22 protein-coding genes and 1 tRNA gene are annotated in these 26223 nt (G+C 60.0%); 6 read left to right on the top strand and 17 right to left on the bottom strand.

All coding sequences use genetic code 11. The annotated features are described in order from the left end of the window. Positions 1-157 precede the first annotated feature (157 nt). Together FHX05_RS10710 and FHX05_RS10705 are read right to left on the bottom strand one after the other, a co-directional pair. On the bottom strand, positions 158-505 hold the full coding sequence (locus FHX05_RS10710) for a VOC family protein (protein WP_015338872.1): 348 nt from the start codon (positions 503-505) through the stop codon (positions 158-160). Between the two features lie 146 nt (positions 506-651). After that, entirely contained in the window at positions 652-2148 is a 1497-nt protein-coding gene (locus FHX05_RS10705; RefSeq protein WP_112335341.1) for a CoA-acylating methylmalonate-semialdehyde dehydrogenase, read from the bottom strand. A 190-nt stretch (positions 2149-2338) separates the two neighbouring features. Here FHX05_RS10705 and FHX05_RS10700 point away from each other — a divergent pair, with 190 nt between their 5' ends. Next, the gene (locus FHX05_RS10700) at positions 2339-3220 is read left to right on the top strand and encodes a LysR family transcriptional regulator (RefSeq protein WP_132715875.1); all 882 of its coding nucleotides are present in this window, start codon (positions 2339-2341) and stop codon (positions 3218-3220) included. 39 nt (positions 3221-3259) lie between these two features. On the opposite strand, the gene FHX05_RS10695 is transcribed toward FHX05_RS10700, so the two are convergent. Next, the gene (locus tag FHX05_RS10695; protein WP_183711050.1) at positions 3260-3466 is read right to left on the bottom strand and encodes a hypothetical protein; all 207 of its coding nucleotides are present in this window, start codon (positions 3464-3466) and stop codon (positions 3260-3262) included. Positions 3467-3650: 184 nt separating this feature from the next. Between FHX05_RS10695 and FHX05_RS10690 the strand changes: the two genes are divergently transcribed. After that, positions 3651-3797, top strand: coding sequence for a hypothetical protein (locus FHX05_RS10690; protein ID WP_015338868.1), 147 nt, complete (start codon positions 3651-3653; stop codon positions 3795-3797). A gap of 52 nt (positions 3798-3849) precedes the next feature. Here FHX05_RS10690 and FHX05_RS10685 read toward each other — a convergent pair. Together FHX05_RS10685 and FHX05_RS10680 are read right to left on the bottom strand one after the other, a co-directional pair. Continuing rightward, a tRNA-His gene (locus FHX05_RS10685) sits at positions 3850-3926 on the bottom strand. A 217-nt stretch (positions 3927-4143) separates the two neighbouring features. Then, entirely contained in the window at positions 4144-4590 is a 447-nt protein-coding gene (locus tag FHX05_RS10680) for a phasin (RefSeq protein WP_183871548.1), read from the bottom strand. Between the two features lie 221 nt (positions 4591-4811). On the opposite strand from FHX05_RS10680, the gene FHX05_RS10675 reads away from it, so the two are divergent. After that, positions 4812-8462: an ATP-binding protein gene (locus FHX05_RS10675; protein WP_183871546.1), complete on the top strand. Its 3651-nt coding sequence runs from the start codon at positions 4812-4814 to the stop codon at positions 8460-8462. Between the two features lie 18 nt (positions 8463-8480). Here FHX05_RS10675 and FHX05_RS10670 read toward each other — a convergent pair whose 3' ends face one another. From FHX05_RS10670 to FHX05_RS30755, 5 genes are all read right to left on the bottom strand, one after another. Beyond that, positions 8481-8882 carry a GFA family protein gene (locus FHX05_RS10670; protein ID WP_183871544.1) on the bottom strand — a complete coding sequence of 134 codons (402 nt, stop codon included), beginning with the start codon at positions 8880-8882 and terminating at the stop codon, positions 8481-8483. Positions 8883-8904: 22 nt separating this feature from the next. Beyond that, positions 8905-9606: a Type 1 glutamine amidotransferase-like domain-containing protein gene (locus FHX05_RS10665; RefSeq protein WP_112608283.1), complete on the bottom strand. Its 702-nt coding sequence runs from the start codon at positions 9604-9606 to the stop codon at positions 8905-8907. Between the two features lie 207 nt (positions 9607-9813). Beyond that, positions 9814-11217: a chromate efflux transporter gene (gene chrA, locus FHX05_RS10660; RefSeq protein WP_183871542.1), complete on the bottom strand. Its 1404-nt coding sequence runs from the start codon at positions 11215-11217 to the stop codon at positions 9814-9816. A 6-nt stretch (positions 11218-11223) separates the two neighbouring features. After that, positions 11224-12036, bottom strand: coding sequence for a sulfurtransferase/chromate resistance protein (locus tag FHX05_RS10655; RefSeq protein ID WP_183711058.1), 813 nt, complete (start codon positions 12034-12036; stop codon positions 11224-11226). A 77-nt stretch (positions 12037-12113) separates the two neighbouring features. Further along, positions 12114-12245, bottom strand: coding sequence for a hypothetical protein (locus tag FHX05_RS30755; protein WP_281411850.1), 132 nt, complete (start codon positions 12243-12245; stop codon positions 12114-12116). 150 nt (positions 12246-12395) lie between these two features. Between FHX05_RS30755 and FHX05_RS10650 the strand changes: the two genes are divergently transcribed. Further along, on the top strand, positions 12396-13418 hold the full coding sequence (locus tag FHX05_RS10650) for a class I SAM-dependent methyltransferase (protein WP_183871540.1): 1023 nt from the start codon (positions 12396-12398) through the stop codon (positions 13416-13418). An 88-nt stretch (positions 13419-13506) separates the two neighbouring features. On the opposite strand, the gene FHX05_RS10645 is transcribed toward FHX05_RS10650, so the two are convergent. Next, positions 13507-15423 carry a DEAD/DEAH box helicase gene (locus FHX05_RS10645; RefSeq protein WP_183872424.1) on the bottom strand — a complete coding sequence of 639 codons (1917 nt, stop codon included), beginning with the start codon at positions 15421-15423 and terminating at the stop codon, positions 13507-13509. 356 nt (positions 15424-15779) lie between these two features. Further along, positions 15780-17732, bottom strand: a complete 1953-nt coding sequence (locus FHX05_RS10640) for an acetoacetate--CoA ligase (RefSeq protein ID WP_183871539.1) — start codon at positions 17730-17732, stop codon at positions 15780-15782. 164 nt (positions 17733-17896) lie between these two features. Here FHX05_RS10640 and FHX05_RS10635 point away from each other — a divergent pair, with 164 nt between their 5' ends. Continuing rightward, positions 17897-19792 (top strand): AsmA family protein, encoded by a 1896-nt coding sequence (locus FHX05_RS10635; protein WP_112409913.1) that lies wholly within the window; start codon positions 17897-17899, stop codon positions 19790-19792. A gap of 27 nt (positions 19793-19819) precedes the next feature. Here FHX05_RS10635 and FHX05_RS10630 read toward each other — a convergent pair whose 3' ends face one another. The 4 genes from FHX05_RS10630 to FHX05_RS10615 all read right to left on the bottom strand — a co-directional run bounded on the left by FHX05_RS10630 (position 19820) and on the right by FHX05_RS10615 (position 23914). After that, the gene (locus FHX05_RS10630; RefSeq protein ID WP_112398702.1) at positions 19820-20635 is read right to left on the bottom strand and encodes an ABC transporter permease subunit; all 816 of its coding nucleotides are present in this window, start codon (positions 20633-20635) and stop codon (positions 19820-19822) included. Positions 20636-20638: 3 nt separating this feature from the next. Beyond that, positions 20639-21550, bottom strand: coding sequence for an ABC transporter permease subunit (locus FHX05_RS10625; protein WP_015338857.1), 912 nt, complete (start codon positions 21548-21550; stop codon positions 20639-20641). 2 nt (positions 21551-21552) lie between these two features. Beyond that, positions 21553-22695: an ABC transporter ATP-binding protein gene (locus tag FHX05_RS10620; protein WP_112335331.1), complete on the bottom strand. Its 1143-nt coding sequence runs from the start codon at positions 22693-22695 to the stop codon at positions 21553-21555. 130 nt (positions 22696-22825) lie between these two features. Next, positions 22826-23914 (bottom strand): polyamine ABC transporter substrate-binding protein, encoded by a 1089-nt coding sequence (locus tag FHX05_RS10615; protein ID WP_246698929.1) that lies wholly within the window; start codon positions 23912-23914, stop codon positions 22826-22828. A 325-nt stretch (positions 23915-24239) separates the two neighbouring features. On the opposite strand from FHX05_RS10615, the gene FHX05_RS10610 reads away from it, so the two are divergent. Further along, on the top strand, positions 24240-25238 hold the full coding sequence (locus FHX05_RS10610) for an aldo/keto reductase (protein ID WP_183871535.1): 999 nt from the start codon (positions 24240-24242) through the stop codon (positions 25236-25238). 37 nt (positions 25239-25275) lie between these two features. Here FHX05_RS10610 and FHX05_RS10605 read toward each other — a convergent pair whose 3' ends face one another. Next, positions 25276-26148, bottom strand: a complete 873-nt coding sequence (locus FHX05_RS10605) for a LysR family transcriptional regulator (RefSeq protein WP_183871533.1) — start codon at positions 26146-26148, stop codon at positions 25276-25278. Between the last annotated feature and the right edge of the window lie 75 nt (positions 26149-26223).

Below are 26223 nucleotides of genomic sequence, written 5' to 3'. Positions count from 1 at the left end.
GACGTGTTGCGCGGCACGTCACTCGCCTTAACATTGCATTTGAGATCAGGAAAACGACCGCCGATCAACGGAAAAATACAGGCTTACCGCACTTGAGGCGCGAACGGGCAATTTGCAGCAAGACTGCAACCTTAATGCCACAACGGCGCCAACTCACTCATGGCACGGAAATCCAGACCGCCATTTCGCAGCCGCCCGGCTCACGGAAATGAAAACGCCGACCGCCGGGAAAATCGAAAGCGGGGCGGGTGATGACGCCGCCGGCGAATTCGACGGCACGCTGAGCAGCTTCCAGATCGGTGGTGCGCACGACGGGCAAAGGCGTGCCGGCGGCCTCTCCTGCGTCCCCGTCTATGCCGGCATCTATTCCGGCTGCTTCGATGACATGGTAAGTCGGCCCATAGCTGACAAAGCTCCAGTCGAAGGCTTCCTCGAAGAAGCGGCGTGTCTTCAGGCCGTCTTTCGACGGAAATTCGAGATAGTCGATCTGATAGGTCACGGCCATCGCGCGGCCCTCCCGTTGTTCTTGTTTTGTTCTAAATGAAAACAGCGGCCCTGACAAGATGACTCCATCGAAAACAAACGCAATAAAAAAGCCGCCGTCCGAAAAAATTCCGGACGACGGCCGATGGAAGCCAATGATTGCGATGCTTATTTCATCGTCGGCATGACGAATTCGGCGCCATCCTTGATACCGGACGGCCAGCGCGCGGTGATCGTCTTCGTGCGCGTCCAGAACTTGATCGAGTCCGTGCCGTGCTGGTTAAGGTCACCGAAGCTCGAAGCCTTCCAGCCGCCGAAGGAGTGGTAGGCAAGCGGAACCGGGATCGGAACGTTGACGCCGATCATGCCGATATTGATGCGCGAAGCGAAATCGCGAGCTGCATCGCCGTCACGGGTGTAGATGGCGACGCCGTTGCCGTATTCGTGCTTCATCGGCAGGTCGAGGGCATCCTCGTAGTTCTTGGCGCGAACGACCGACAGAACCGGCCCGAAGATCTCGGTCTTGTAGATGTCCATCTCCGGCTTGACGTGGTCGAACAACGTGCCGCCGACGAAATAGCCGTCTTCATAACCCTGCAGCTTGAAGCCGCGGCCGTCGACGACCAGCTTGGCGCCTTCTTCGACGCCACGGTCGATCAGGCCGTTGACGCGGTTATAGGCATCCTTGGTGACCAGCGGGCCCATGTCGGCCTTCTCATCGGTATAGGGGCCGATGCGCAGGGATTCGATCTTCGGAACCAGCTTCTCGACGAGACGGTTGGCCGTCTCCTCGCCGACCGGAACCGCGACCGACACCGCCATGCAACGCTCGCCGGCCGAGCCGTAGCCCGCGCCCATCAGGGCATTGACGGCCTGGTCCATATCGGCGTCGGGCATAATGATCATGTGGTTCTTGGCGCCGCCGAAGCACTGGGCGCGCTTGCCGTTCATCGCGGCCGTGCCATAGACGTAGCGGGCGATCGGCGTGGAGCCGACGAAGGAAACGGCAGCGATATCCGGATCCGTCAGGATGGCATCGACGGCAGCCTTGTCGCCATTGACCACGTTGAGGATGCCTGCCGGCAGGCCGGCTTCGATCATCAGTTCAGCAAGGCGGATCGGCAGGGACGGATCGCGCTCTGACGGCTTCAGGATGAAGGCGTTGCCGCACGCGATCGCCGGCGCGAACATCCACATCGGGATCATGCCTGGGAAGTTGAACGGCGTGATGCCGGCGCCGACACCGACCGGCTGGCGGATGGAGTACATGTCGATAGCCGGGCCGGCGCCTTCGGTGAACTCACCCTTTTGCAGATGCGGAATGCCGCAGACAAATTCGCAGACTTCGAGGCCGCGGATGATATCGCCCTTGGAATCCTCGACCGTCTTGCCGTGCTCCGAAGAAAGCAGGGTCGCCAGCTCATCCATGTTCTGGTTCAGCAGTTCGACGAACTTGAAGAAAACGCGGGCGCGGCGCTGCGGGTTGGTGGCGGCCCATTTCGGCTGCGCAGCCTTGGCATTTTCGACGGCTGCGCGCAGTTCGTCAACGTTCGCGAGCGCGACGGTTGCCTGCACTTCGCCGGTTGCCGGGTTATAGACGTTGCTCGTGCGTCCGCTCGTGCCGGCGACGTGCTTGCCGCCGATGAAATGACCGATCTCACGCATGGATGTGCCTCCTCGTTTTCTTGGATGCTGACAGGATGGCACTTCAATTTGCACAAATCAATGAGCTGTTATAAGCAACCGTTGTGCAAAAATTAAAGTCCGAAAGCATGTCGCGTAAAAGTGTATAGCGGTTTTTGCGATAACGACATGCGCGAGACCAAAGGCCGAACGCGCAAAAGGATGTGTGCTGATGGATTGGGATGACGTCCGCATGTTTTTGGCTGTGGCGCGCACGGGCCAGATCCTGGCTGCTTCGAAACGGCTGGGCGTCAACCACGCCACCCTCTCCCGCCGCGTGACGACGCTGGAGGAACGGCTGAAGACGCGGCTGCTGGTGCGCCGCACCAATGGCTGCGACCTGACGGCGGAAGGCGAAATCTTCCTTCACGCGGCAGAGCGCATGGAAACTGAGATGCTGCGCGCGCAGGCAAGCGTCGGTCACCTCGACAGCGCGATCACAGGGACCGTGCGCATCGGCGCGCCCGACGGCTTCGGGGTTTCTTTCCTCGCGCCGCGGCTCGGGCGGCTGATCGCCCGCTATCCGGAGCTGCGCATTCAGCTCGTGCCCGTTCCCCGCTCCTTCTCGCTGTCGCAGCGCGAGGCCGATATCGCCATCACGCTGGAACGGCCGGAGCAAGGACGTTTGGTCTCATCGAAACTGACGGATTACACGCTCGGGCTCTATGCCTCGAAAGCCTATCTCGAGCAGGCAGGATTGCCCGACAGCGTCGAGGCGCTGAAGCTGCATCCGCGCGTCGGCTATGTCGAAGACCTGATCTTTACGGCATCGCTCAATTTTTCCGGCGAGATCATGCGCAGCTGGGACGCCTCTTTCGAGATCTCCACCGCCATCGGCCAGACGGAAGCAGTGCGTTCCGGCGCAGGCGTCGGCATTCTGCATGATTATATTGCCCGGCAGTTTCCGGAGCTGACCCGTATTCTACCGGATGTCTCTATCAAGCGTGCCTACTGGACGACCTATCATGAAAGCGCCCGCGATCTCGTGCGTGTGCGCACTGTCGCGGACTTTTTGCAGGAGCTGGTCAGCGAGGAGCGGCGGATCTTCCTGTAAATAACGCCGATGGAGGCGCCTCCGGCTCGGAGGCAATGGTCACGGCATTAAGCTGCGCCACCATGATGGCGCATGCGGCGGTTGAGCCTCCGCATGCTTCGGCGGCTCCTCGTTCTCGTCGGGGTTGGGCACGGGAACTTCATCCGGCAACCTGTCCGGCTCCGGCTCTCCGATCGGCGGCTTCGGCGCCCAGCCTGGCTCCGGCATCGGAGGCGTATCGGGAATAGGCTCGTTCGGTACAGACATGCCCGCTCCTTTCGTCTGCTTGCCGATATGGACACAACGATGAGCGATGCCGACGGTTCCAAGATAATTTGGGCATGCGGGCAGCGTTTGCGATAGAGACGCGGTTCGCCACCCTCACGCCTTGCTTCTGGACAAAGGCCGGGTGAAGCTTAGTATTTTCGCGGAGAGATCAGGAGCCAGGACGATGAGCGACAAGAAGCAGCAGAAACTGGACGAGAAAGAACACAAGGAACAGGACGATTATCTGGAGGAAGCGCTGGAGGAGACTTTTCCGGCAAGCGATCCGATATCGCCCGGCCATGTCTCGAAGAAGCCTGAAGACAAGAAGTAGGCCCGCGAGGCCAAAGGCGTCGGTATCTTCTACGAACGAACCGGGGAGAAAATGGTACGGTTGGGGGGTCTCGAACCTCCGACCTCAGGTGCCACAAACCTGCGCTCTAACCAACTGAGCTACAACCGCACTTGCTCGCGTCGCCGCGAACGGGGGTGACATACGAGGACTTTGAAATTATTTCAAGTCCTATCTCCCCGCAATATGAAAAAGCTTTGCAGATATCCAAATGATGATGCGCAGCCAGATACCGGCCAGGCCGGCTTCTGCTGTAAACGAAAAGTCCCGCCCCAGGCTTTCACCTGGGAACGGGACATTCGTGCCTTGGGAGGCTTGTCGGAAATGATTAGGCCTTGAAGGAGGCCATTGCCTTTTCAGCGGCGTCCTTGGCGGGCTTTGCCAGCTTTTCAGCAACCTTCTTGGTGGTGTCCTGAATAGCCTTGGCCTGCTCGACGGTAACTTCGGCCTGCTTGCGGATGAAAGCGCTCTGAAGTTCGAAGAGTTCCGCCGCTGACTTGACGCGAAGCAGGGCTTCCATGTGAGCCAGCGAGCTTTCAGCATTGGTGCGCAGAACGTCGATAGCCTTGAGGCCGATTTCTACGGAACCAGCCTGTGCAGTCTGAACGGTTGCTTCAACCGTCTTGCCTGCCTCTTCGGTGGCGGCCTTCAGCTTTGCAAAGGCTTCCTTGGACTGGGCAGCGCCCTTTTCCGCGAAGTCGCGGAAGGATTCGGAGAACTTGGACGGGTCGAATGCCGCCGTTGAAAAAACGTCGTCTTTCTTTACAGTAGCCATGATTATGCTCCTAAAAGGGCCTCCCTGCGGGGGCCGCCGTGAACCTGTGTGAGGAGTATATAATATAAATTATTGTGCAGTGCAACATAATTGTGCGCCGCACAAGGCGTTAACCTTTCCGGCCGAAAAATGGACCGTTCGCTGGACCGAAAAGCGGGGTGCCGTTATTAATAAACCGTTAAATCACGAGAGGCGGTTACGCCCGCAAAACAGGTTGGAAAATGCCCGCAATTCAATATCCGTTCATTGACATTGCCGTGCATCCCCGCGTTCGGGAGCGTTTCGCGCGCGGTGAAGCCATGGTCATGTTCTCGACCGGCATGGATCGCGTGCTATGGGCAAACGCCGCCGGCGCCAACCTTTTTGGCTATAACATCATTTACGATTTCATCGAGCAGGGACCGAAGTCCGGCGACATCTCGTTTCGCCAGATCGAGGCGACCGCGCGTGGCCTCGGTGCGGTGGGCGACCAGCGCACATTTCTGATCCGCATGGCTTCGGGCTTCCAGCGGGCCGTCGTCAATGCGGCTGTCGAACTCATCCGCATCCAGGCCGGCGAAGAAGCGGTGCTGTTCTCCTCTCCGGTTTCCTCAAAGCCGCTCACATCAGCCGAATGCGCCAAGCGCATGATCGATGGGTTCGACGATCCCGATACCCATATGGCCGTCATCGGCCGCGATGGCGAGATCGTTACCGCCTCAGCCGGCTTCAGGACGCTTGGCGTAACGCCGCAGACCGCGCGGATGATGACGACCATGGCCGGCGCACAGCCGGATCGGCTGATCAAGCGACCGATCCCGACCGGGCGTGGTTATCTGCCCGCCGCCATCGGCAAGCTTTCCGAAATCCCGGCGCTGCACCTGCTGTTCGTCGTCGAAACGGTGCTTGGCCATCTCGACCCGACGGAAAGTCTTGCCGACGAAGCCCGCCCCGCTGCGGCCAGCGAACCGCAGGCGGAGGAAGTCCGCAAGGAGCTTGAGGCAGCAGTGCCGGACGAAGAACAATCCCTCGCTCCGAATGCACCCTTCGGCGACGTCATCGATGCGGTGGCAGGCATTGAGGAGCTGGACGAAACCCCGGAATATCGGGAGGACGAACAAGCGGAGGCGGTCTCGGCCTCCGGAAGCTCGATCGAAGCCGGAACGGAAGCGGCTGCCAATGCGGATATCGCGACCGACGCAATGGCCGAGACCGAAGCTCACGCCGATGAGCATCAGCCGGAAACCGTGAGGGATGGCGGAGACAATGCTGCCGCAGAGGCGACGGCAGCTACAGAGCCGTCTTCGCGAGAAGCCCATGCAGATACCGAAAACACGCCCGCACAAGGTTTCAATTTCAAGCGCAACGGACGCGCCACTCGTTTCGTCTGGAAGATCGATGCCGCTGGTAATTTCAGCGAGGTTTCGCGCGAATTTGCCGATGCGGTGGGGCCGCATGCCGCCCAGATAGCCGGCACGGCGTTTGCCGATGTGGCCCGCCGTTTCAATCTCGATCCGGACGGCAAGATCGCGGAACTATTGGCGCGGCGCGACACATGGTCCGGCCGCACGATCTACTGGCCGGTGGAAGGGACGAGCCTGACCGTGCCGGTCGACCTTGCCGCCCTGCCGACCTATACGCGCAGCCGCGAATTCGATGGCTTCAGGGGCTTTGGCGTCGTCCGTCTGGCGGATGCCGTCGAAGATCCGATGAAACGCGGGATGGCTCTCGGCACGCAGGCGGCTGACGACGCCGCGACGGATGCCGAAATTCCCCCGGAAGCAGAGGCGGTATCGAACGAGCACATCGCCCCCGAAGTTGAATCCCCTCCGGCGCCAGAAGAACTAGAGAGCTCCGCTCAGGATAGCGCAGACACCGACCCGGTTCCCACTTACGAACCGCCCGCCCTGCGAATTTCCGACACGCCGAACCGTCGCGAGTCGGACAAGGTCGTTCGCCTGCATGAGCGCCGGGCATTGACGCAGACCGGCCTTTCACTCAGTGAACAGGCAGCCTTCCGCGAAATAGCCCGACAGCTTGAGCCTTTGGGCAAACGCGCGGAACCGTCTGGGGAGCAGCCTGGTGACGAACGGCATGAGGACGGTGCCGACACCCCGCCGCAACCGAATGCGGCAGACGAAATCCTTTCCGAGACCTCCGAAACGGGCGATGAAAATGGCCATGTCGACGACCAGCAGCCGGCTATACCAGGTGTAGAAGAAAAAGCATCGCCGCCGGTCGTGACGTTCATTGAAGCGACGGATGATGATGGCCCGAAAACGGATAACGAGGCTACCGCTGAAGTTGCGCCGGCATCAGCCGAGCCGGAGGAGGATTTCGACCCCCTCGATGTCCTGAACAACGCCATTCCGTCACGCGTGAAGATGCGCACGGGCCTGTCGTCGGACATCGTCGACCAGCTGCCGCTCGCGATCCTCATCCACGCCGGTGACCGCCTCATCCACGGCAATCCGGAATTCCTACGGCTGACCGGCTATGACAGCCTCGATGAACTCGAACAGGTCGGCGGGTTGGATGCGCTGTTGCAGCGCAACGATCTGGAAGGCAAGACCGAGCAGCCCGGCGCGATGATGGTCGTGCGCGCCGACGATGCCCTGGTGCCGGTGACGGCTCGGCTGCAGTCGATCCGGTGGGAAGACGGCACAGCCTTGATGCTGGCGTTGATGCCGGTGGAAAGAAGCGAGCCGCCGGCACCGCCGCAGCCAATTCCTGAAGAAGCCCGCCCCGAGCGCATCCTCGAAAAGGTCGCCAAGTTGCAGGTGGAGATCGAGGAGCTGCGCTCGACGCTGGAGACGGCGACGGATGGCGTGATCATCATCGGCCAGGAGGGCGAAATACGCTCGATGAACCGCTCTGCGAGCGCGCTGTTCAACTATGACGACCAGGAAACCCGCGGTAAACCCTTCGTCATGCTGTTTGCGCATGAAAGCCAGAAGGCTGTGCTCGATTATCTCAGCGGCCTATCAGGCCATGGCGTCGCCAGTGTTCTGAACGACGGCCGCGAGGTGATCGGACGCGAGGCTTCCGGCGGCTTCGTGCCGCTGTTCATGACCATGGGCCGGCTGAACTCGTCGAACGGCTATTGCGCCGTCATCCGCGACATCACGCAATGGAAGCGCACCGAAGAAGAGCTGCGCAACGCCAAGCGCGCCGCGGAAACCGCCAATGCCCACAAGACGGATTTCCTTGCCCGAGTGAGCCATGAAATCCGCACGCCGCTCAACGCCATCATCGGCTTTTCCGACATGATGGCCGGCGAGCGCTTCGGGCCGATCGGTCACTCACGCTACATCGAATATGCGACCGATATCGGCCGCTCCGGCCGCCACGTGCTCGACATCGTGAACGACCTTCTCGATATCTCGAAGATCGAAGCCGGCGAGATGGATCTGGATTTCGCTTCGGTCGGCCTGAACGAAGCGATTACCGAAGCGGTGTCGCTGGTGCAGCCGCAGGCCAATAGCCAGCGCGTTATCATCCGCACCGCTCTGTCGCAAGCCGTGCCGAATGTCGTAGCCGACCTGCGCTCGATCAAGCAGATTGCGCTGAACATCCTTTCGAACGCCATCCGCTTCACGCCATCGGGCGGCCAGATCGTGGTGTCGACTGCGTATGAGGGCAATGGCAGCGTCGTCCTGCGCATCCGCGATACCGGCGTCGGCATGACACGCTCGGAGCTGGAGCAGGCGATGAAGCCCTTCCGGCAGGTGGCCACCAATTCCCGCAAGCGCGGCGATGGCACGGGCCTGGGACTGCCTCTGACCAAGGCGATGGTCGACGCCAACCGCGCCACTTTCTCGATCAACTCGGCTCCGAACGAAGGTACGCTGGTTGAGATCACCTTCCCCTCGCCACGGGTGCTGGCGAACTGAGACAATCTTGGTTCGCGATCAAGACCAGAGATCGCGCACGCATCGTCCGTCGGAAGGAAGATCTTCAAACGTGTCGAGCCCATCGAAGTGATCGATCGGCAGGTCGGCAACGAGATCCGGCGGCGCCAGCCGAACATTGACCTCCATGCGCCGGCGGCCATCCTTTTGCGGCCTCACGCCGCGCCAGCTCACCACGCAGGCGCAGGACGGGCAGAACAGTATTTCGAGAGACGGCCTGTCCTTGCCGGCGCGGATATAGGAGGCAGTCCGGCCCGTGACGGAGACACGCTCTCCTTCGTAATCATAGGCCCATAGCGTGCCGTAGCGCCGGCAGAGCGTACAGTTGCAGGCGGTAATCGAGCCTGGATCGCCTTCGAGCGTCCAGCCCGCCTTGCCGCAATGACACGAGCCGATCAGCATGTTTTACTTTACCTAAAGTGCTTTAGGAGTCCTGCGAAAGGACCAGTCCGTCGAGAGTGATGTCGTTTGCGTGCCTGACCTCGCCGTCTGCGATCCAAACAGGTTTTCCGATACAATCCGCCCGTCCGTTCGAAACGACAATGCCATCCCCATCATTGCACGCCAGAATTGGTCGGTTCGTGAACTTGCTGTAACGGATAAGCTCGTTGAGATAGCTTGCCTTTTCGTTCAGGTGCGGAAAGAATTCGAACGGCACGAGGTCGAGCGCCGTTTCCTTGACCAGAGCTTCCGGAATTTCATCTGTGAATAGGGCGTCGGTGGCAATCGTTGGTGTCATGAGAATGGCGCCGGCGCTGGTCCCGATCAAAACACCGCCGCCGAGCGCCCAATCTCTCAGAAGCGAGAGCATCCCGCTTCGTCGCAGTCGCTGTAGATATTCAGCAGTGTGACCGCCCGTCAGATGAATGCCATCGCACGCGAAAAGCGCTTCTCTGTCTTCGATAGCCCTCGACCCTTCCGGATCATAGAACAGCGACACCTCTATACCGTGGATATTATAATATTGCCTACGGTCGTTAAAAAAGCGCCGGTCCGGTTCAGGGCCAGATGGAATGTATCCGATCCGGTTTCCCAATTTGAGAGCAGCCATCATTGACAGAAGCTTGAGGTCCACTCTTCTGTTCTCAGGTATTATTTGATCACTATAAAAGACTAGATTGACCATGCTAGATTCCAACGGAAGGGCGATCGGGGCTTCCACAGTGTGCGGCGAAACGGGCACTATTAAAACTGCCGCCAGTCTTCATTCCAAACACGATCTGCAGAACTTGCACCTGTCGAGCGCTAAAACGGCGATGTTAGTCGGGTTGGCAGTAACGCTGATGGGCATTTGGCTGCCCTTGCGCGGTTGAGGACGCGAATACTTCTTCCGTCAAGAAACGAAGACAGTCCAGCCAACGCCCAAAGCTGCGGATGCCAATAAGGTCGATATCACCGACATCTTCAGGCGAAATATGGCGATGGCGGCAAGTAAGGTCAGCACCAGCGAGGGCAATGAAAGCGAGGTAAGGACGGGCACATCCATCGTCCAGGGGCCGTAGGTGAAGCTTGCGGTCTCTCGGAACAGCACATGGAGTCCGAACCAAATCGCCAGATTGAGGATGACGCCCACTACAGCTGCCGTTATCGCAGACATGGCGCCGGTCAGCGCGACATTGCCGCGCATCTTCTCGATGAACGGCGCACCTGCAAAAATCCAAAGGAAGCTTGGCAGAAAGGTGACCCATGTTGTCAGCATGGCAGCGAAGGTCGCCGCCGCAAGGGGGCTAAGGGTGCCGGGATTGCGATAACCCGCCAGGAAACCAACGAACTGCGTGACCATGATCAGCGGTCCCGGGGTCGTTTCCGCCATCCCCAGACCGTCCAGCATCTCGCCCGGCCGCAGCCAGCCTAATTGCTGCACGGCCTCCTGTGCGACATATGCCAGCACGGCATAGGCGCCCCCAAAGGTCACGATTGCCATCTCGCTGAAGAATATCGCGATTTTGGAAAAGACATTGTCGGGGCCGAGCGTCATCAGAAGGGCCGCAACCGGAATGAGCCATGCGGCGGCCAGCAGACCCGAGGTCTTCAAAGACCAGGCGAGGTTTGGTCGAGCGTGCAAAGGGATCTCCTCGCCAAGAACAGAGTCCTTATCTTCCAGAATTGTCCCCGAGCCCGACTTATGACCGCCGCCCATCTTGAAGGCGGCGACCCCTGCCCGAGAGGCCAGGTAGCCGATAATCCCAGCTCCAACGATGATGACGGGGAACGGAACATGCAGGAAGAAGATCGCCACGAAGGCAGCGGCGGCCAAAGCAACCATAGTCCTGCTCTTGAGGGCTCGGCTCCCGATGCGAAAGACCGCCTGGACGACGACCGCCAGCACGGCGCATTTGAGCCCGAAGAACATCCCTTCGATAAAGGTCAGGTTCCCGAACAGGACGTAAACATAACTGAGCGCGAGAATTGCCAGGAAGCCGGGCAGGACGAACAGAATGCCGGCGATGATCCCACCAAGGGTCCTGTTCAACAGCCAGCCGATATAGATGGCAAGCTGATGCGCTTCCGGACCCGGCAGCAACATGCAGTAGTTCAGGGCATGAAGGAACCTGTGCTCTCCCACCCATTTCTTCTCGTCGACGACGATACGGTGCATGACGGCGATCTGCCCAGCCGGTCCGCCGAAACTCAGGGCAGCAACGCGGATCCAGACCTTAATGGCCTCATGGAGGGGAACGATGTCCCGATCAACCTCGCTTGATCGCTCGGCTATATTTTTCGCGAGGTCGGTCATAGTCTCTTACATCTTCCTCGGATTTGGCCAATTGTGCGTCTCTTCCGTCGCATCACGACACCAACGATAGAAGGCATCGTAAAGCGCCATGCCGGCTTCCAACTGCTGCAGGTCGTCGTTGAACATTCGCGAAAGTCCAAGCGAGGCCGCAAGCAGCCCCGGCACTTCAGGTGCCAAGTCCGGCCGGGCGGTATCGGCGCCCCGAACGATGGTTGCAAGATGAAGGAGAGGTTCTGTGCCGAGGCCGAATTCCTCGATCATGACATCGAAGGTGCACAGCTCGCCGCGATGACTCCAGAAAACATCCTCTATATCGAATGGTGTCGCTTTAAAGCGATCGCCGACGGCCGAAACTTCGGCTGCGGGAACGAACAGGAAGATTGCTGAGGGATCGATGAAGCGGCGAATCAGCCATGGGCAAGCGATACGATCGATCTTCGGCCGTGCCCTCGTTACCCATACGGTCCGCCCCTTGGCATCGCGGGGAGGCAGCTTTTCATCGGCGACCAGCATGTACTTCGCGCTGCGCCACGCTTCGAACCCGCCTTCGAGGACCTCTGCCTCCTTTCCGACGACGCGCAGATGGGCAGCAACTCCGTGGGCGAGTTTCTGTCCTTTCTGACAGAGAATGATGGTGGGCCCCGCCAGTTCGTTCGCCCAGTCGGCTACCAGTCGATAGTCGCGACGGATCGAACTGGGAACAAGACGGGGATCGGCAGCGAAATCCTCGTCATTACGGACATCGATAATCGTCGGCAAATTGAGCGTGCCGATAATGCGATTGAGCTTGTCGGGTGTAATTTCCAGAAATGACGGCATAGCGCGTCCTCCGTTGGCTCGGTTTCACGGACGCGATTCTTCAGCCGTAGCCTCGTGGGGTGATCGCAGCCCCATGGTCAATTTACTGCCTGACGCGCTTTAAATGTCAAGCCGAATAACCGCTTGCTGCACCGGGCAAACATTTTCTTGGCTTCGGCAGCCACTTGCAGATTGGCCGTAACGTCGCGGTTGTCGTGAAGTTCTGCCACGACGACTTCGCCCGCGCCGCAGGCCAAGAATATCTGATGTATCTTTTCAGTATTATCGATAACAAACTTAAAGTCAGGCGCCTTTTGTGAGATAGTTCATCCTTACGACCGACTATTCCGGTCGGTCATTGGGCACATAAGGGGGGTCCAATGTCATCGACGGCAGTAGAAGCAAACGTCGGCGAAGTTTCGCCCAATCTAGTGGTCGATGCAATGTTTGCGTGCCGAAAGACGGCCGCCATCGTAGCCGCCATTGAACTCGATCTTTTTACCTTGATTGCTGACGGCAGCAATGCAGCATCCGTGGCGGCCGCAGCAAATGCAGATGAAAGAGGCGTTCGCATTCTGTGCGACTATCTCGTTGTGAACGGCTTTCTCACGAAAACAGGCAATCAATACGCTCTGACCCCATCCAGCCGAGTTTTCCTCGACCGGCATTCACCAGCCTATATGGGCGGGGCCATCGAATTCCTGGCCGCCCCGGAGATCCTCAAACAGATCCTGGACAATCCGGCTTCCTATGTCCGCAACGGCGGGTCCATTGGATTGGCAAACATGTCTCCGGATAATCCGGTGTGGGTGAAATTTGCTCGCGGCATGGGCTCGTTCACTGGCGGCAGCGCGATCAGCCTCGCCACCGAAATGGCCAACTTGCCCATGCAGCCAAGGAAGATACTCGATATCGCCGCAGGGCACGGGCTTTTCGGAATCGAGATGGCGAAGGCTTTTCCTTCGGCCGAGATCGTTGCGGTCGATTGGGGCTCCGTTCTGGAATTGGCCAAACGTAATGCGCAGCAATTTGGCGTCGCCGAACGCTACAAGGTCATTGCCGGCAGCGCATTCGAAGTCGACTGGGGCACGGACTATGATCTTATCCTGCTGCCGAACTTCCTGCATCACTTCGACCTGGAAACCTGCTCCGGACTGCTTAGGAAGAGCCGAGGTAGCCTGAGCGCCGAGGGCAAGGTGGTTGCGGTGGACTTCGTGCCTAACGACGATCTCGTCTCGCCGCCCTTCCCAGCTGCTTTCTCATGGGAGATGCTGGCCAGTACACCAAAAGGCGAGGCCTACACGCAGAAGGGCCTGACCGAGATGGCTAGGCGTGCCGGTTTTCATAATGTGACGGTAAAACCACTACCACCATCGCCGGCAAGCTTGATCTTCTTCGAGTAATGGCGCTCGGAATAGCGGCCTCCTCTTGCCGGGGGATGCGGAGATAGCGCCAAGGGGGCGGCCGCCCCCTTGAACTCGGCGACGGAGATTATTCTCCCTGAGCCCGCGTGGCCTTGCGCTTGGCCCTCGAATTCGGCTTGCCTGCTGATGGCCCGTCGTTCTTGGCGAAGCCCGACTTTCCGGGCTTTTTCGCCCAAGGCTTCTTGTCGGAACGCTCGGAAACGCCGCCCTCGCCTGCATTCGACCGCTCCGGCTTGCGGTCGGACTTCCATTTCGGCTTCGGGCCGTCATTCGAACGGGCGCCCTTCTCAGCGAAGGGCTTCTTCTTTGCGAAGCCGCCTTCCCGCTTGGTCTGGAAATCCGGTATGCCGGCAAGCGGCTTGACCCTGATGCCGCGCTCCAGCGTCTTGTCGGGGCCGATGGCCGCGAGGAAGCGCTCAAAACTCTCCGTCGAGAGCTCGACGAAGGTTTCCTCGGGCTGCATCTTGATGGCACCGATGTCGCGCTTGGTCAGATTGCCGTTGCGGCAGAGCATGGGGATCAGCCAGCGCGGTTCGGCGTTCTGCTTGCGTCCGACAGAGAGCGATACCCAGAGACCATCGGTGAAGTCGTTGCGTCCAGCAGACGAGCCTTCATCGCGCGGCGTGACCGGGAAATCGTCGCGGCGGGGCTTTCGGCGCTCGCCTTCGGCCGGCACGTCCTGCAATTCCTCGGGCGCGGAATGGCCGGCGCGGTATTGCCGCAGGAATGCGGCGGCGACCTGCTCGGCGCCGTGGCGCTCCAACAGCTGCCGGACGATCGACTCCTCGTCTTCGGCAAGCGGCGCTTCAAAGACCGGATCGGCAAGAAGCCTTTCATCGTCGCGCTGGCTCACTTCATCGGCTGACGGCGGCTTTGCCCAGGTGGCGCGGATGCGAGCAGCTTCCAGCAGGCGTTCGGTGCGGCGGCGGGCGCTGAGCGGCACGATGAGGGCACTGACGCCCTTGTTGCCGGCGCGGCCGGTGCGGCCGCTGCGATGCAGCAGCGTGTCCGGATTGGTCGGCAGATCGGCGTGAATGACCAGCTCCAGCCCCGGCAGATCGATGCCGCGGGCGGCGACGTCGGTTGCGATGCAGACACGGGCGCGGCCATCGCGCATCGCTTGCAAGGCGTGCGTGCGCTCGTTCTGGCTGAGTTCGCCTGAGAGCGCAACAACCGAAAAGCCACGATTGTTGAAGCGAGCCGTCAGGTGATTGACGGCAGCACGCGTCGAGCAGAAAACGATGGCATTGCGCGCCTCATAATAGCGCAGCACGTTGATGATGGCGTTTTCCCGGTCACTCGGCACGACGGTCAGCGCGCGATAATCGATATCGACATGCTGCTTGGCCTCAGAGGCGGTCGCGATGCGGACGGCATCGCGCTGATAGTTTTCGGCAAGCTTGGCGATCGAACGCGGCACGGTGGCGGAAAACATCAGGGTGCGACGATCGGACGGCGCGGATTCCAGAATGAACTCCAGATCCTCGCGGAAACCGAGATCGAGCATTTCGTCGGCCTCGTCGAGCACGACGGCCTTGAGTTCGGAGATATCGAGCGAATTGCGTCGAATGTGATCGCAGAGACGCCCCGGCGTGCCGACGACGATGTGAGCACCGCGCTCGAGCGTGCGGCGCTCCGTGCGCATGTCCATGCCGCCGACGCAGGAGGCGATCGTGGCGCCCGTCAGCCCATAGAGCCATTCCAGCTCGCGCTGCACCTGCAGCGCCAGTTCGCGGGTCGGTGCAATCGCCAGCGCCAGTGGCGCACCTGCGCGGCCGAAACGTTCCGCGCCGTCAAGCAGGCCGGGCGCCAGCGCCAGGCCGAAGGCAACCGTCTTGCCCGAGCCGGTCTGGGCCGAGACAAGCGCATCCTTGCCGGCCAGGCCCGGATCGAGCATGGCCTTTTGCACCGGCGTCAGCGTTTCGTAACCGCGCTTCGCCAAAGCCTGGGCAATCGCAGGAGCGATGCCTTCGAATTCAGTCATCATCTGTCTTTCGGAATTCTTCGCGCGCCATCAGGCGGCGATCATCGTGGCTCGCACGTCGCGAACCTCTTCTTCACGCGTGCACATACTTGCTCAAGGCGACAATGTACAGAGCGGACGCGTTTTCGTACGGGGCGAAACGAAAAAAAGGCAGCGAATCGCGCTGCCTTTGAAGTTTATGCTGTCGAAAAGCCAGCTCGAGTCGGGGAACTTCATGTCTCGAGAGCCGAGAGTGGCTCCAATCCGCTCCAGCTCATGCGAACGGTCTCAAGTTGGCCTTTACTTTTGACCAAGCTTTCTTAACGCGAGGTTAGCAAACGATGGTCATCGTTTGCCCCTCAGTTTTAAGGCCCACCTTAACTTTTGAGTTCTTCCAGCCCGGCGAAGAGATCGAGCGCTTCCGGATTGGCGAGCGCTTCCTTGTTCTTGACCGGACGGCCATGCACCACCTCCCGCACCGCAAGCTCGACGATCTTGCCGGATTTGGTGCGGGGGATATCCGTAACCGCGATGATCTTGGCCGGCACATGGCGCGGCGAAGCGCCGGTGCGGATGCGGGTTTTCATCGCCTTGACCAGGTCTTCGGTTAGGGCGACGCCGGCGGCAAGGCGGACGAAAAGCACCACGCGGACGTCATCGTCCCAATCCTGACCGATGCAGAGCGCCTCGAGAACCTGGGGAATCTGCTCGACCTGATTGTAAATCTCGGCCGTGCCGATGCGCACGCCGCCGGGATTGAGTGTGGCGTCGGAGCGGCCGTGAATGATGAGGCCGCCATGCTCTGTCCACTCCGCGAAATCGCCGTGGCACCAGATATTGTCGAAGCGCTCGAAATATGCGGCTCGATATTTGGCACGCTCGGGATCATTCCAGAACATGACCGGCATGGAGGGGAAGGCCTTGGTGCAGACGAGCTCGCCCTTCTCGCCGCGCACCGGCTTGCCTTCGTCGTTCCAGACATCGACGGCAAGGCCGAGGCCGGGCCCCTGGATTTCGCCGCGCCAGACCGCTTGCAAAGGGTTGCCGAGCACGAAGCAGGAGACGATATCGGTACCGCCGGAAATGGAGGCGAGCTGGACATCGTCCTTGATGCCCTCATAGACGAAGGTGAAGCCCTCCGGCGACAGCGGCGAGCCGGTGGAGGTCATCAGCCGCAGGCTCGAGAGATCGTGCGAGGTCTTCGGCGTGAGGCCGCTCTTGTGGACGGCGTCGATATATTTGGCCGAGGTGCCGAACAGCGCGAATTTCTCTTCCTGCGCATAGTCGAACAAAATGTTGCCATCGGGTGCGAAGGGCGATCCGTCGTAGAGGCAGAGCGTCGCGCCGGCGGCAAGGCCGGTCACCAGCCAATTCCACATCATCCAGCCGCAAGTGGTGAAGTAGAAGACCTTCTCGCCTGGCACGACGCCGCAATGCAGGCGATGTTCCTTGAGGAGCTGCAGCAGCGCGCCGCCGGTCGAATGCACGATGCACTTCGGGACACCCGTCGTGCCCGAGGAAAACAGGATGAAGAGCGGATGGGAGAAGGAGACGGGCTCAAACTCGACCGCTTTCGCCTCGAAGGGGGCAACCAGATCGTTGAGGGTTCGCGCGCCCGGCGTTGCCGCCACGACCGCCTCGGCATTGCCGGCATAGGGCACGATGACGGTGGGCGCTTTCAGGCGCTGAGCGATGGCGCTGACCTTGGCAGTAACATCCTGCAGCTTGCCGCCATACCAATAGCCACTGCAGGCGATGAAGAGCTTCGGTTCGATCTGGCCGAAACGATCCATAACGCCCTGTTCGCCGAAATCCGGCGAACAGGAGGACCAGATCGCGCCGATCGACGCGGCCGCCAGCATGCAGGCAATGGTTTCCGGCATGTTCGGCATCATCGCCGCCACGCGGTCTCCCTTGCCGATGCCCTCGGCGCGGTAGGCCTGCTGCAGGCGAGATACCATCGCGGCCAGCCGGTCCCATGACCAGCGATTGCGCACCTTGTCCTCACCCCAGAATACCAGCGCATCGCCCTCGCCGCTCCGCGACAATAGGTTTTCGGCGAAGTTCAGCTCGGCATCGGGAAAGAAGCGGGCATCCAGCATGACATCGCCATGGATCAGCGCCCGCTCACCGCGCTTGCCCTTCACAGCGCAGAAATCCCATACCGCCGACCAGAAGTTTTCTCGATCGGCGATAGACCAGGCATGGAGGCCGGCAAAATCTGCCAGCGAGAGGCCGAAGCGGCGGTTGCACTCCTGCATGAAGGCAAACATCGGGCTCTGGTTGCGAAATTCCTCCGACGGCGTCCAGAGCGGCTGCTGATCCTGCATATTTCTCTCCCCGCTTTTCGCTCTATATAGCGATGTTGCAGCGCATTATAAAACATGGTGTTGTGGGCATTGCCAGTGCGTGACGTTTGCATCGGGCAAACATTTCCTATATCCGGCAAACTCAGGCAGACTATCCCTGTCAGTTCAAGAGTCTCCTCGGGATCATGAGAGCTTCGAAAAACAACAAGTGGCGGTTGACGATGCGTTCGGCCTCGCGCTGGCTGCCTGCCTTTGCTCGCACGACCGGCATCATTCTTCTCACGATCCTCATCGTGTTCGCTGTCTTCAGAGCGACCGCACCTTTCCTGATTTCAAGCGGCCTGGTGCGCTCCGGCATCGAGAAGGCACTTTCGGAATGGACGGGATATCGCGCCCAGATCGAAGGCGACCCGACACTTGATTTCTGGCCGACGCCACGCGTGACGCTCAACCAGGTCACCATCCGCGAACCGTCGAGGAACGGCAAGGTCCTCGGTCACGTCGATAGCCTCTCCGCGGATTTCTCGCTGTGGTCGGCGATCCGCGGGCACGCGCATTTTCACGAATTCCATTTCCTGCGCCCGACCCTTTACATCCGCCGCGACGAGAATGGCCTGATCGACTGGACGAACGAAGGCCGGCTTTCCAAGGCGATCGAGCAGGCCGGGGCCTCCTCCGGCGACGGCATGCGGATGAGCAAGGAACAGGATGCGGCCATCGGCATGCTGACCATCGAGGACGGCAGCATCGAGATGGCCGACGAGCGCAGCGGGAATATCTATAAGCTCAACGCCGTCAACGCCGACATCGCATGGCCACGACTTTCCCATTCGCTGAGCGCCGTTATCCTTGCCCGCTTCAACGGTCAGGACATCAAGCTGAATTTCGATTCGCCGCAGCCCCTGCTCTTCTTCGCCGGCAAGAATGTGAACACCACGACCAGCTTCGTCTCGCCGCTGATCAACTGGACCTATACGGGCATCACCAGCATAGCTGACTTTTCGGCGCTTTCGGGCAATCTGGATCTGAACGTGCCGAATGTTCCCTCCTTCATCGCCTGGAGCGGTCAGCGCCTGCCGGCAGCAGATGCCCTCAAGAATATCTCGCTCACCGCCAACATCGCGGCGATCGAAAACGGCCTGCGCTTCAACAATCTGAGCTTCAAAGTCAACGATTCCGCTGCCTCCGGCATCATGGACCTGAACTACACGAAAGCGGGCAAACCGAAGATCTCCGGCACGCTGGCTTTCGACCAGATGAACCTCAATCCCTTCCTGGCCGCCTTCTCCATGCGCCTTGCAGCTGAAACCGCCATCGATGCGCTGCTGAATGGCAACCCGCTGCAGCGGCTCGACCTCGACCTGCGGCTGTCATCGAACAAGGCGGCTCTCGGCCCCTTCCAGTTCGATGATATCGGCGCCAGCCTGCTGGTGTTAGGCGGCAAGGCGAAATTCGACATAGGCGACAGCGGCTTCGAAAATGGTTCCCTGACCGCGCATCTTGAGGTCGCGCCGGGCGATTTCGACGGCGGCGGCAAATTGCAGATATCGATTCGCAACGCCGATTTCGGTGGGCTCTTCACGCGCCTGAAGCTGATCGGCCCATTGCCGATGCCTTCATCAGCGTCCTTGGATCTTTCGCTCAGCACCTCGAAGCCGATCTGGGTTGCCACGCTCAGCGACGTCGCCGGCACGCTGCACTTCGCTTCGTCGGCAGGGTCGTTTCGCCAATTCAATCTCGCCACCTTCCGGACGCTTGCCGCCCAGAAGGCATTCTTCCGGATGAGCGACATCGCCGACTCGTCTTTCGACTTCGACAGCATCAACGCGGATGCAAGTTTTGCCAAAGGCTCCGCCGAGGTACAGAACGCAACCGTTACGGGCCGCAACGAAACGATCACCTTCAACGGCGTGGTTCCGTTCCGCACCAACGGGCTGGCCCTCTCCGGTGCGATCGAGGCGACCTCACCATCCGATGCCGACGAATTGCCGATGCTGCCCTTCTTCATTGGCGGCAGTTGGCCGAACCCGGTGATTTCGCCGGTCGCAACGCTTCTGCAAAAGCCGATACAACAGCCGTAGTTCTTCACGCGGTTTGCCTGCAGCACTTCAAGCTGCTGCAGCGGCGTGCTCATCCCTTTGTCGCTGAACCTCGCGACGTTTCGTCACGATGGAAGTGCAGATGACCCCGACGGCAACCACGCCGATCAGAATGGTACAGATGGCGTTGATTTCCGGCGTCACGCCAAGCTTTACCTGGCTGTAGATCAGCATCGGCAGGGTCTTGGCGCCGGCACCGGAGGCGAAAGTCGCAATCACCAGATCGTCGAGCGACAAGGTCAGTGCCAGTACCCAGCCGGAGAAGACGGCCGGCGCGATGATCGGCAGCGTCACCTCGAAGAAGGTGCGCACCGGCGGTGCGCCGAGATCCAGCGCCGCCTCCTCGATGGAACGATCGAAGGTGAGCAAGCGGGACTGTACGACGACGGCGACGAAACACATGGTCAGCGTCGTATGCGCCATCACGATCGTCCAGAATCCGCGATCGACGCCCGACGTCACGAAGAGCAGCAGCAGCGACAGGCCGGTGATGACGTCAGGCATGACCAGCGGCGCGTAGATCATTCCCGAAAACAGGATGCGGCCGCGGAAACGCGTGTAGCGCACAAGGGTAATCGCCGCGAAGGTGCCGAGCACCGTTGCAATCGTCGCCGAGAGCAGCGCGATGCGCACCGTCAGCCATGCGGCATTCAGCATCGTATCATTGCTGAAAAGATGAACGTACCATTGCGTCGAGAAGCCGCCCCAGACTGTAACGAGGCGCGAGCTGTTGAAGGAGTAGATCACCAGCAGCAGGATCGGCAGGTAGAGGAAGGCCAGGCCGAGCGTGACCGAGACGATGTTGAAGCGGGACCAGCGGATCATTTGTTATCTCCCCTTCTCGTCGGCTTTTGCCTGAAAATGCTGGAAGAAGACGATCGGAATCACGAGCACCAGAAGCAGGATGGTCGCCACCGCCGATGCCAGCGGCCAGTCGGTGTTGCTGTAGAATTCCGTCCAGAGCACCTTGCCGATCATCAGGGTTTGCGATCCGCCGAGCAGATCGGGGATGACGAATTCGCCGACGGCGGGAATGAAGACCAGCATGCAGCCGGCGATGACCCCGGGAAGCGAAAGCGGAAAGGTGACGCGCCAGAAGGCGCCAATCGGCGTGCAGCCGAGATCCTGCGCTGCCTCGATCAGCGTGCCGTCCATCTTTTCCAGCGCGGAATAAAGCGGCAGCACCATGAAGGGCAGGTAGGAATAGACCATGCCGATATAGACGGCGGTATTGGTGTTCAGGATGACAAGCGGCTCATGAATGATGCCGAGCGCCATCAGCAGTTGGTTCAGGAGGCCCGTCGTGCTCAGGATCGACATCCAGGAATAGACGCGGATGAGGAAACTCGTCCAGAAGGGCAGGATGACCAACATCAGCAGCGTCGGCCGAATCGTGCGCGGCGCCTGCGCCATGCCATAGGCGATCGGATAGGCGATGATCAGCGTCAGGAGCGTCGAGATGCCGGCAATCTGCAGGCTCTCGATATAGGCGTTCATGTAGAGCGGATCGCCGGCAAGCCATATGTAATTGTCGAACGACATGGTTTGCAGCTTGTCCCACCAATCGCCGAAACTGTCGGTCCAAGCGAAGGACGGATCATAGGGTGGCACCGACAGGGCCTTCGTCGACAGCGAGATGCGGAAGACGATGAGGAAGGGCGCGAGAAAGAAGAGCAGCAACCAGGCATAGGGAACGATGATAACGAGGCGCTGATAGATGGAGGAGCCGAGCGCTTTCATGATCAATCCTTCAGCAAGACGCCGGCATTTTCATCGAAGGAGATCCAGACGTTCTGGTCGTAGGCGAAGGGCTCTTCCACGGCGCGGACTGCGTTCAGCGACGAGGCCTTGACCACTTGCCCGCTCTTCAGCTTGACGTGGAAAACGGTCATGTCGCCGAGATAGGCGATGTCCCAGATCTCGCCTTCTGCCGCATTGACCGAGGCATTGGCCGGCGGACGCGGCGAAACCCGAAGCTTTTCCGGGCGGATGGCGAGACTGGCGCGGCTTCCAGCCGATGGTATGTCGCCAGAAGCCGTGCGCACCGTGAAGCCCGATTCGATCGCGATCTCGACGATGCCCGATTGTGCCGAGTTGACGTTCCCGTCGAGGATATTCACATCGCCGATGAAGTCGGCAACGAAGCGGCAGTTGGGCGCCTCGTAGATCTCGGCCGGCGTCGCCACCTGCACCACCTTGCCGTGGCTCATGACTGCGATGCGGTCGGCCATGGTCATCGCCTCTTCCTGGTCGTGGGTAACGACGACGAAGGTCAGCCCCAGGCTCTGCTGCAGATCCATGAGTTCGAACTGAGTTTCCTCGCGCAGCTTCTTGTCGAGCGCGCCAAGGGGTTCATCGAGCAGCAGCACCTTCGGCCGTTTCGCAAGCGAGCGGGCTAGAGCCACGCGCTGGCGTTGACCGCCGGAAAGCTGGTTCGGCTTGCGCTTGGCGAACTGCTCCAGCTTGACGAGCTTCAGCATCTGCCCGACGCGATCGTCGATCTCGGACTTCGGCATGCCATCCTGGCGCAGGCCGAAGGCGATGTTCTTTTCCACCGACATATGGGGAAACAGCGCGTAGGACTGGAACATCATGTTGACGGGGCGGCGATAGGGTGGCGTGCCAGCAAGATCTTGCCCATCCAGCACGATTTCGCCCGTTGTCGGCTGCTCGAAGCCCGCCAGCATGCGCAAAAGCGTGGACTTGCCGCAGCCCGATGCGCCGAGAAGAGCGAAGAATTCACGATTGTAGATATTCAGGGAGAGGTTATCGACGGCGGTGAAATCACCGAACTTCTTCGTCACGTTCTTGAAGGAAATGTAAGGTTTGGCCGAAGGATCGGTCCAAGGAGCAAAGGAACGCCGGATATTACCGAGTGACTTCATTATCTATCCCCAAATGGATGCCCCTACGGGCGCTCGTCGCGCCGGCTCTTCCCCATCCCGGCGCGCTCGTGATTTCCTGCATTGTCCTCATAAGGAAAGGCCCGGACGTTGCCGTCCGGGCCGCTTCGATTTATTGGCCTGTCGTGACCTTTGTCCACAAGCGTGTCGCCACGCGCTGCGTTTTAGAGTCCCAAGGGGTCAGCGTGTACAGTTTCTCGCGAACCGCGTCGGTCGGATAAACGGACGGATCTTCCAGTACATCCTTGCTCACGAACTCCTGCGACGCCTTGTTGCCGTTGGCATAGGAAGTGAAGTTGCTCGCCTTGGCGATGACCTCAGGCTTCATGATATAGTTGAGGAAAATATGCGCCTCCTCGACATGCGGCGCATCGGCGGGGATCGCCATGACGTCGAACCACATCTGCGCGCCCTTTGTCGGGATCGAATAGGCGATGTTAACGCCGTTCTTCGCCTCGGCGGCACGATTGCGGGCCTGCAGCACGTCGCCGGAATAGCCAAACGCCAGGCAGATATCGCCATTGGCAAGCGCATTGATATATTCGGAGGAGTGGAATTTGCGCACGAAGGGACGGATCGCGGTCAGGAGATCCTCGGCTTTCTTGAAGTCTTCCTGCTTGGTCGAATTCGGGTCGAGGCCCAGATAGCGCAGCGCGGCCGGAATGACGTCGGTCGGGGAATCAAGCACGTAGATGCCGCAATCCTTGAACTTGGCGGCGAGCTTCGGATCGAAGATCACGTTGATATCAGGCGCATCGTCCGTGCCGAGGATCTGCTTCACTTTGTCGACATTATAGCCGACACCGCTCGTGCCCCACATGTAGTCGATGGCGTACTGGTTGCCGGGATCGTAGGTCGCAATGCGCTTCTGCACCGTATCCCACATGTTGGAGATATTCGGCAGCTTGGACTTGTCGAGCTTCTGGAAGACCCCGGCCTTGATCTGGCGCTGCAGGAAGTAAGCCGTCGGCACGACAATGTCGTAGCCGGTCTTGCCGGCCAGCAGTTTGGTTTCCAGCGTCTCGTTCTGGTCGAAGGTGTCGTAGACGACCTTGATGCCGGTTTCCTTGGTGAAATCCGCCAGGATTGAGTTGTCGATGTAATCGGACCAATTGTAGATATTGACGACCTTGTCTTCTGCCTGAGCGACCGTCGCCAGCGAAACGACCGCAAAAGCCGTTGCTGCAAGCCGTGCGAACATGGACTTCATAGTCTCTCCTGTTTTGTTCAAGGGCATCCAGCCGATGCCCAACCCTCTGTTTTTCCCGTTAGACTAGAAAGGAAATCGAAAGGCGACAAGGGAAAAAGGCGGGTCAGCGCGCGCTTTAGCTTTTTTACCCAAAAACGATCGAGCGCTCTGCAAATGGCTGCCGTTCGCACGCAATCGTGAACTCAAGGCCTGCTTCACGCGTGAACACGGAAGCCGGCTTTGCTAACATCGCGACGTTCTCGCTCGCGAACATTTTCAAACCTGTCTCGCCGCCCCGCTCAGCGGGCAAACTCAAACCCATCAGCAGGGGTTCATCATGCAGTATCAGAAATTCGGCAATACCGGTCTCAGCGTCTCGCGTCTTTGCCTGGGCACGATGACCTTCGGCCTGCAGATCGAGCAGGAAGATATCGCCCATGCCATTCTCGACAAGGCGGCAGATGCTGGGGTCAACTTCATCGACACGGCCGATGTATACCCGCTCGGCGGCGGCGAGCAGCTTGCCGGCAGCACCGAAGAGATCGTCGGGCGCTGGCTGAAGGGCAAGCGCGACCGTTTCATCGTCGCGACCAAAGCCGTCGGAAAGGTCGGCCCGTCTCCCTGGGATCAGGGTGCGTCGCGCAAGCATCTCCTCGACGCCATCAACGCTTCGCTGCGGCGGCTCGGCACCGATTATGTCGATCTTTACCAGCTGCATTCGGACGATCGCGAAACGCCGATCGACGAGACGCTGGAGGCGCTCGACGTCATCGTGCGCTCGGGCAAGGCTCGCTATGTCGGCGTGTCGAATTTCCTCGCCTACCGGCTGGCACTGGCGCTCGGCCGCGCCGATTTCCTGCGCACCGCCCGCTTCGTCTCAGTGCAGCCGCGCTACAATCTCTTGTTCCGCCAGATCGAGCGCGAACTGCTGCCGCTTGCCGAAGAACAACGTCTCGCCGTCATCCCCTATAACCCGATCGCTGGCGGCCTCCTTACCGGCAAGCACAAGCATGATGTCGCGCCGACAGAAGGCCGCTTCAGTGCACAGCTTCGCAGCGCCGGCAGCAACTATCTGCAACGTTATTGGCACGAGCGCGAATTCGCGACCATCGAGAAGCTCCGCGGCATTGCCGAAGAGGCCGGGCAATCGCTTACCAAGCTTGCCGTCGCCTGGGTTGCGGCCAATCCGGTCATCACCTCAGCCATCATCGGCGCCAGCCGTCCTGAACAACTGACGGACACGTTGGCCGCCATCGATCTGCAGCTCGATCCGGAGCTCAAAACCAAGCTTGACGAAGCCACTGTCGAATATCGCTGGGGCGACGCGGCCCGTTGAAGAAGCACGAAGCGGCGGTCAATTGCCGTTGGCTCTTTCACAGATAGGTCGGGCGCTTGCCGGCAAAGAGTTCGGCGTGGCTTTTCAACAGCTTGATCATGCGGTCGACCACCGTGCGGATTTCCCGGCGGTGGCGGTCGACATTGTTCATGACGATCCATTGCCGGTGGCGCAGCTCGTGGATTTCCTCGCCGACCCGCTCCAGCCGCGGCTCCTGATCTCCGACGAAACAGGGCAAAACGGCAATGCCGGATCCGGCGAGCACCAGATCGTGCAGTGAGCGCGGGCGGCTGACCGTGAAGGCGATTACCTCGCGTCTATTCTGATGCGGCCAGCGCAGATAGGCTGAGATCGCTTCCTCCTCCGCCACCACGATCCAGCGCTGCGATCCGACAAAGCGCATATTGCGGGCCTGATAGGCGGCATAGGCGACATCACCGATCTTGACGGCGGCGAGATTGGTCTCTTCCGGCTCGAAGGCACGGATGCCGATATCGCTCTCGCGATGGGCGAGGCTGGCGCGGCGCTCGCCGAGATGCAGATCAATGCGGAAGCCGTCCCGCTCCGAACAGACCGTCGGCATATTTTGGCTGAGCAGCCAGCCGACCCAAGTGCCGGCAGCGATGCGGACCACGGACGTGCCCTGGGCATCGCGCTGCCAGCTATCGACCTTGCGAGCGGCCGCCTCCATCTCCAGCAGTTGATCGAACAGCGTCTGACCGTCGCCGGTCAGCGTGTAGCCCGCCTGGCTGCGCTCGAAGAGTGGGCGGCCGATCTGCGCTTCAAGTTCCAGCATGCGCCGACCGATCGTTGCCGGGCTGAGACCGCTTGAAGGGACCGCGCCCGTCAAGCCGCCGCCGCGGGCCACATCGAGAAAAAGCTGATACGAATCCCATGACGAGTTTTTCATAATTGAAAAACATAAGACGATCATGGCTGTTTATAAAGAAAATTCGGATGTGTAGTTGAAGGGATGCCTCACAGG

The sequence above is a fragment of the Rhizobium sp. BK491 genome, assembly GCF_014194925.1.
Classification (GTDB): Bacteria; Pseudomonadota; Alphaproteobacteria; order Rhizobiales; family Rhizobiaceae; genus Rhizobium.
This window is presented reverse-complemented; position numbering and strand designations above follow the sequence as displayed.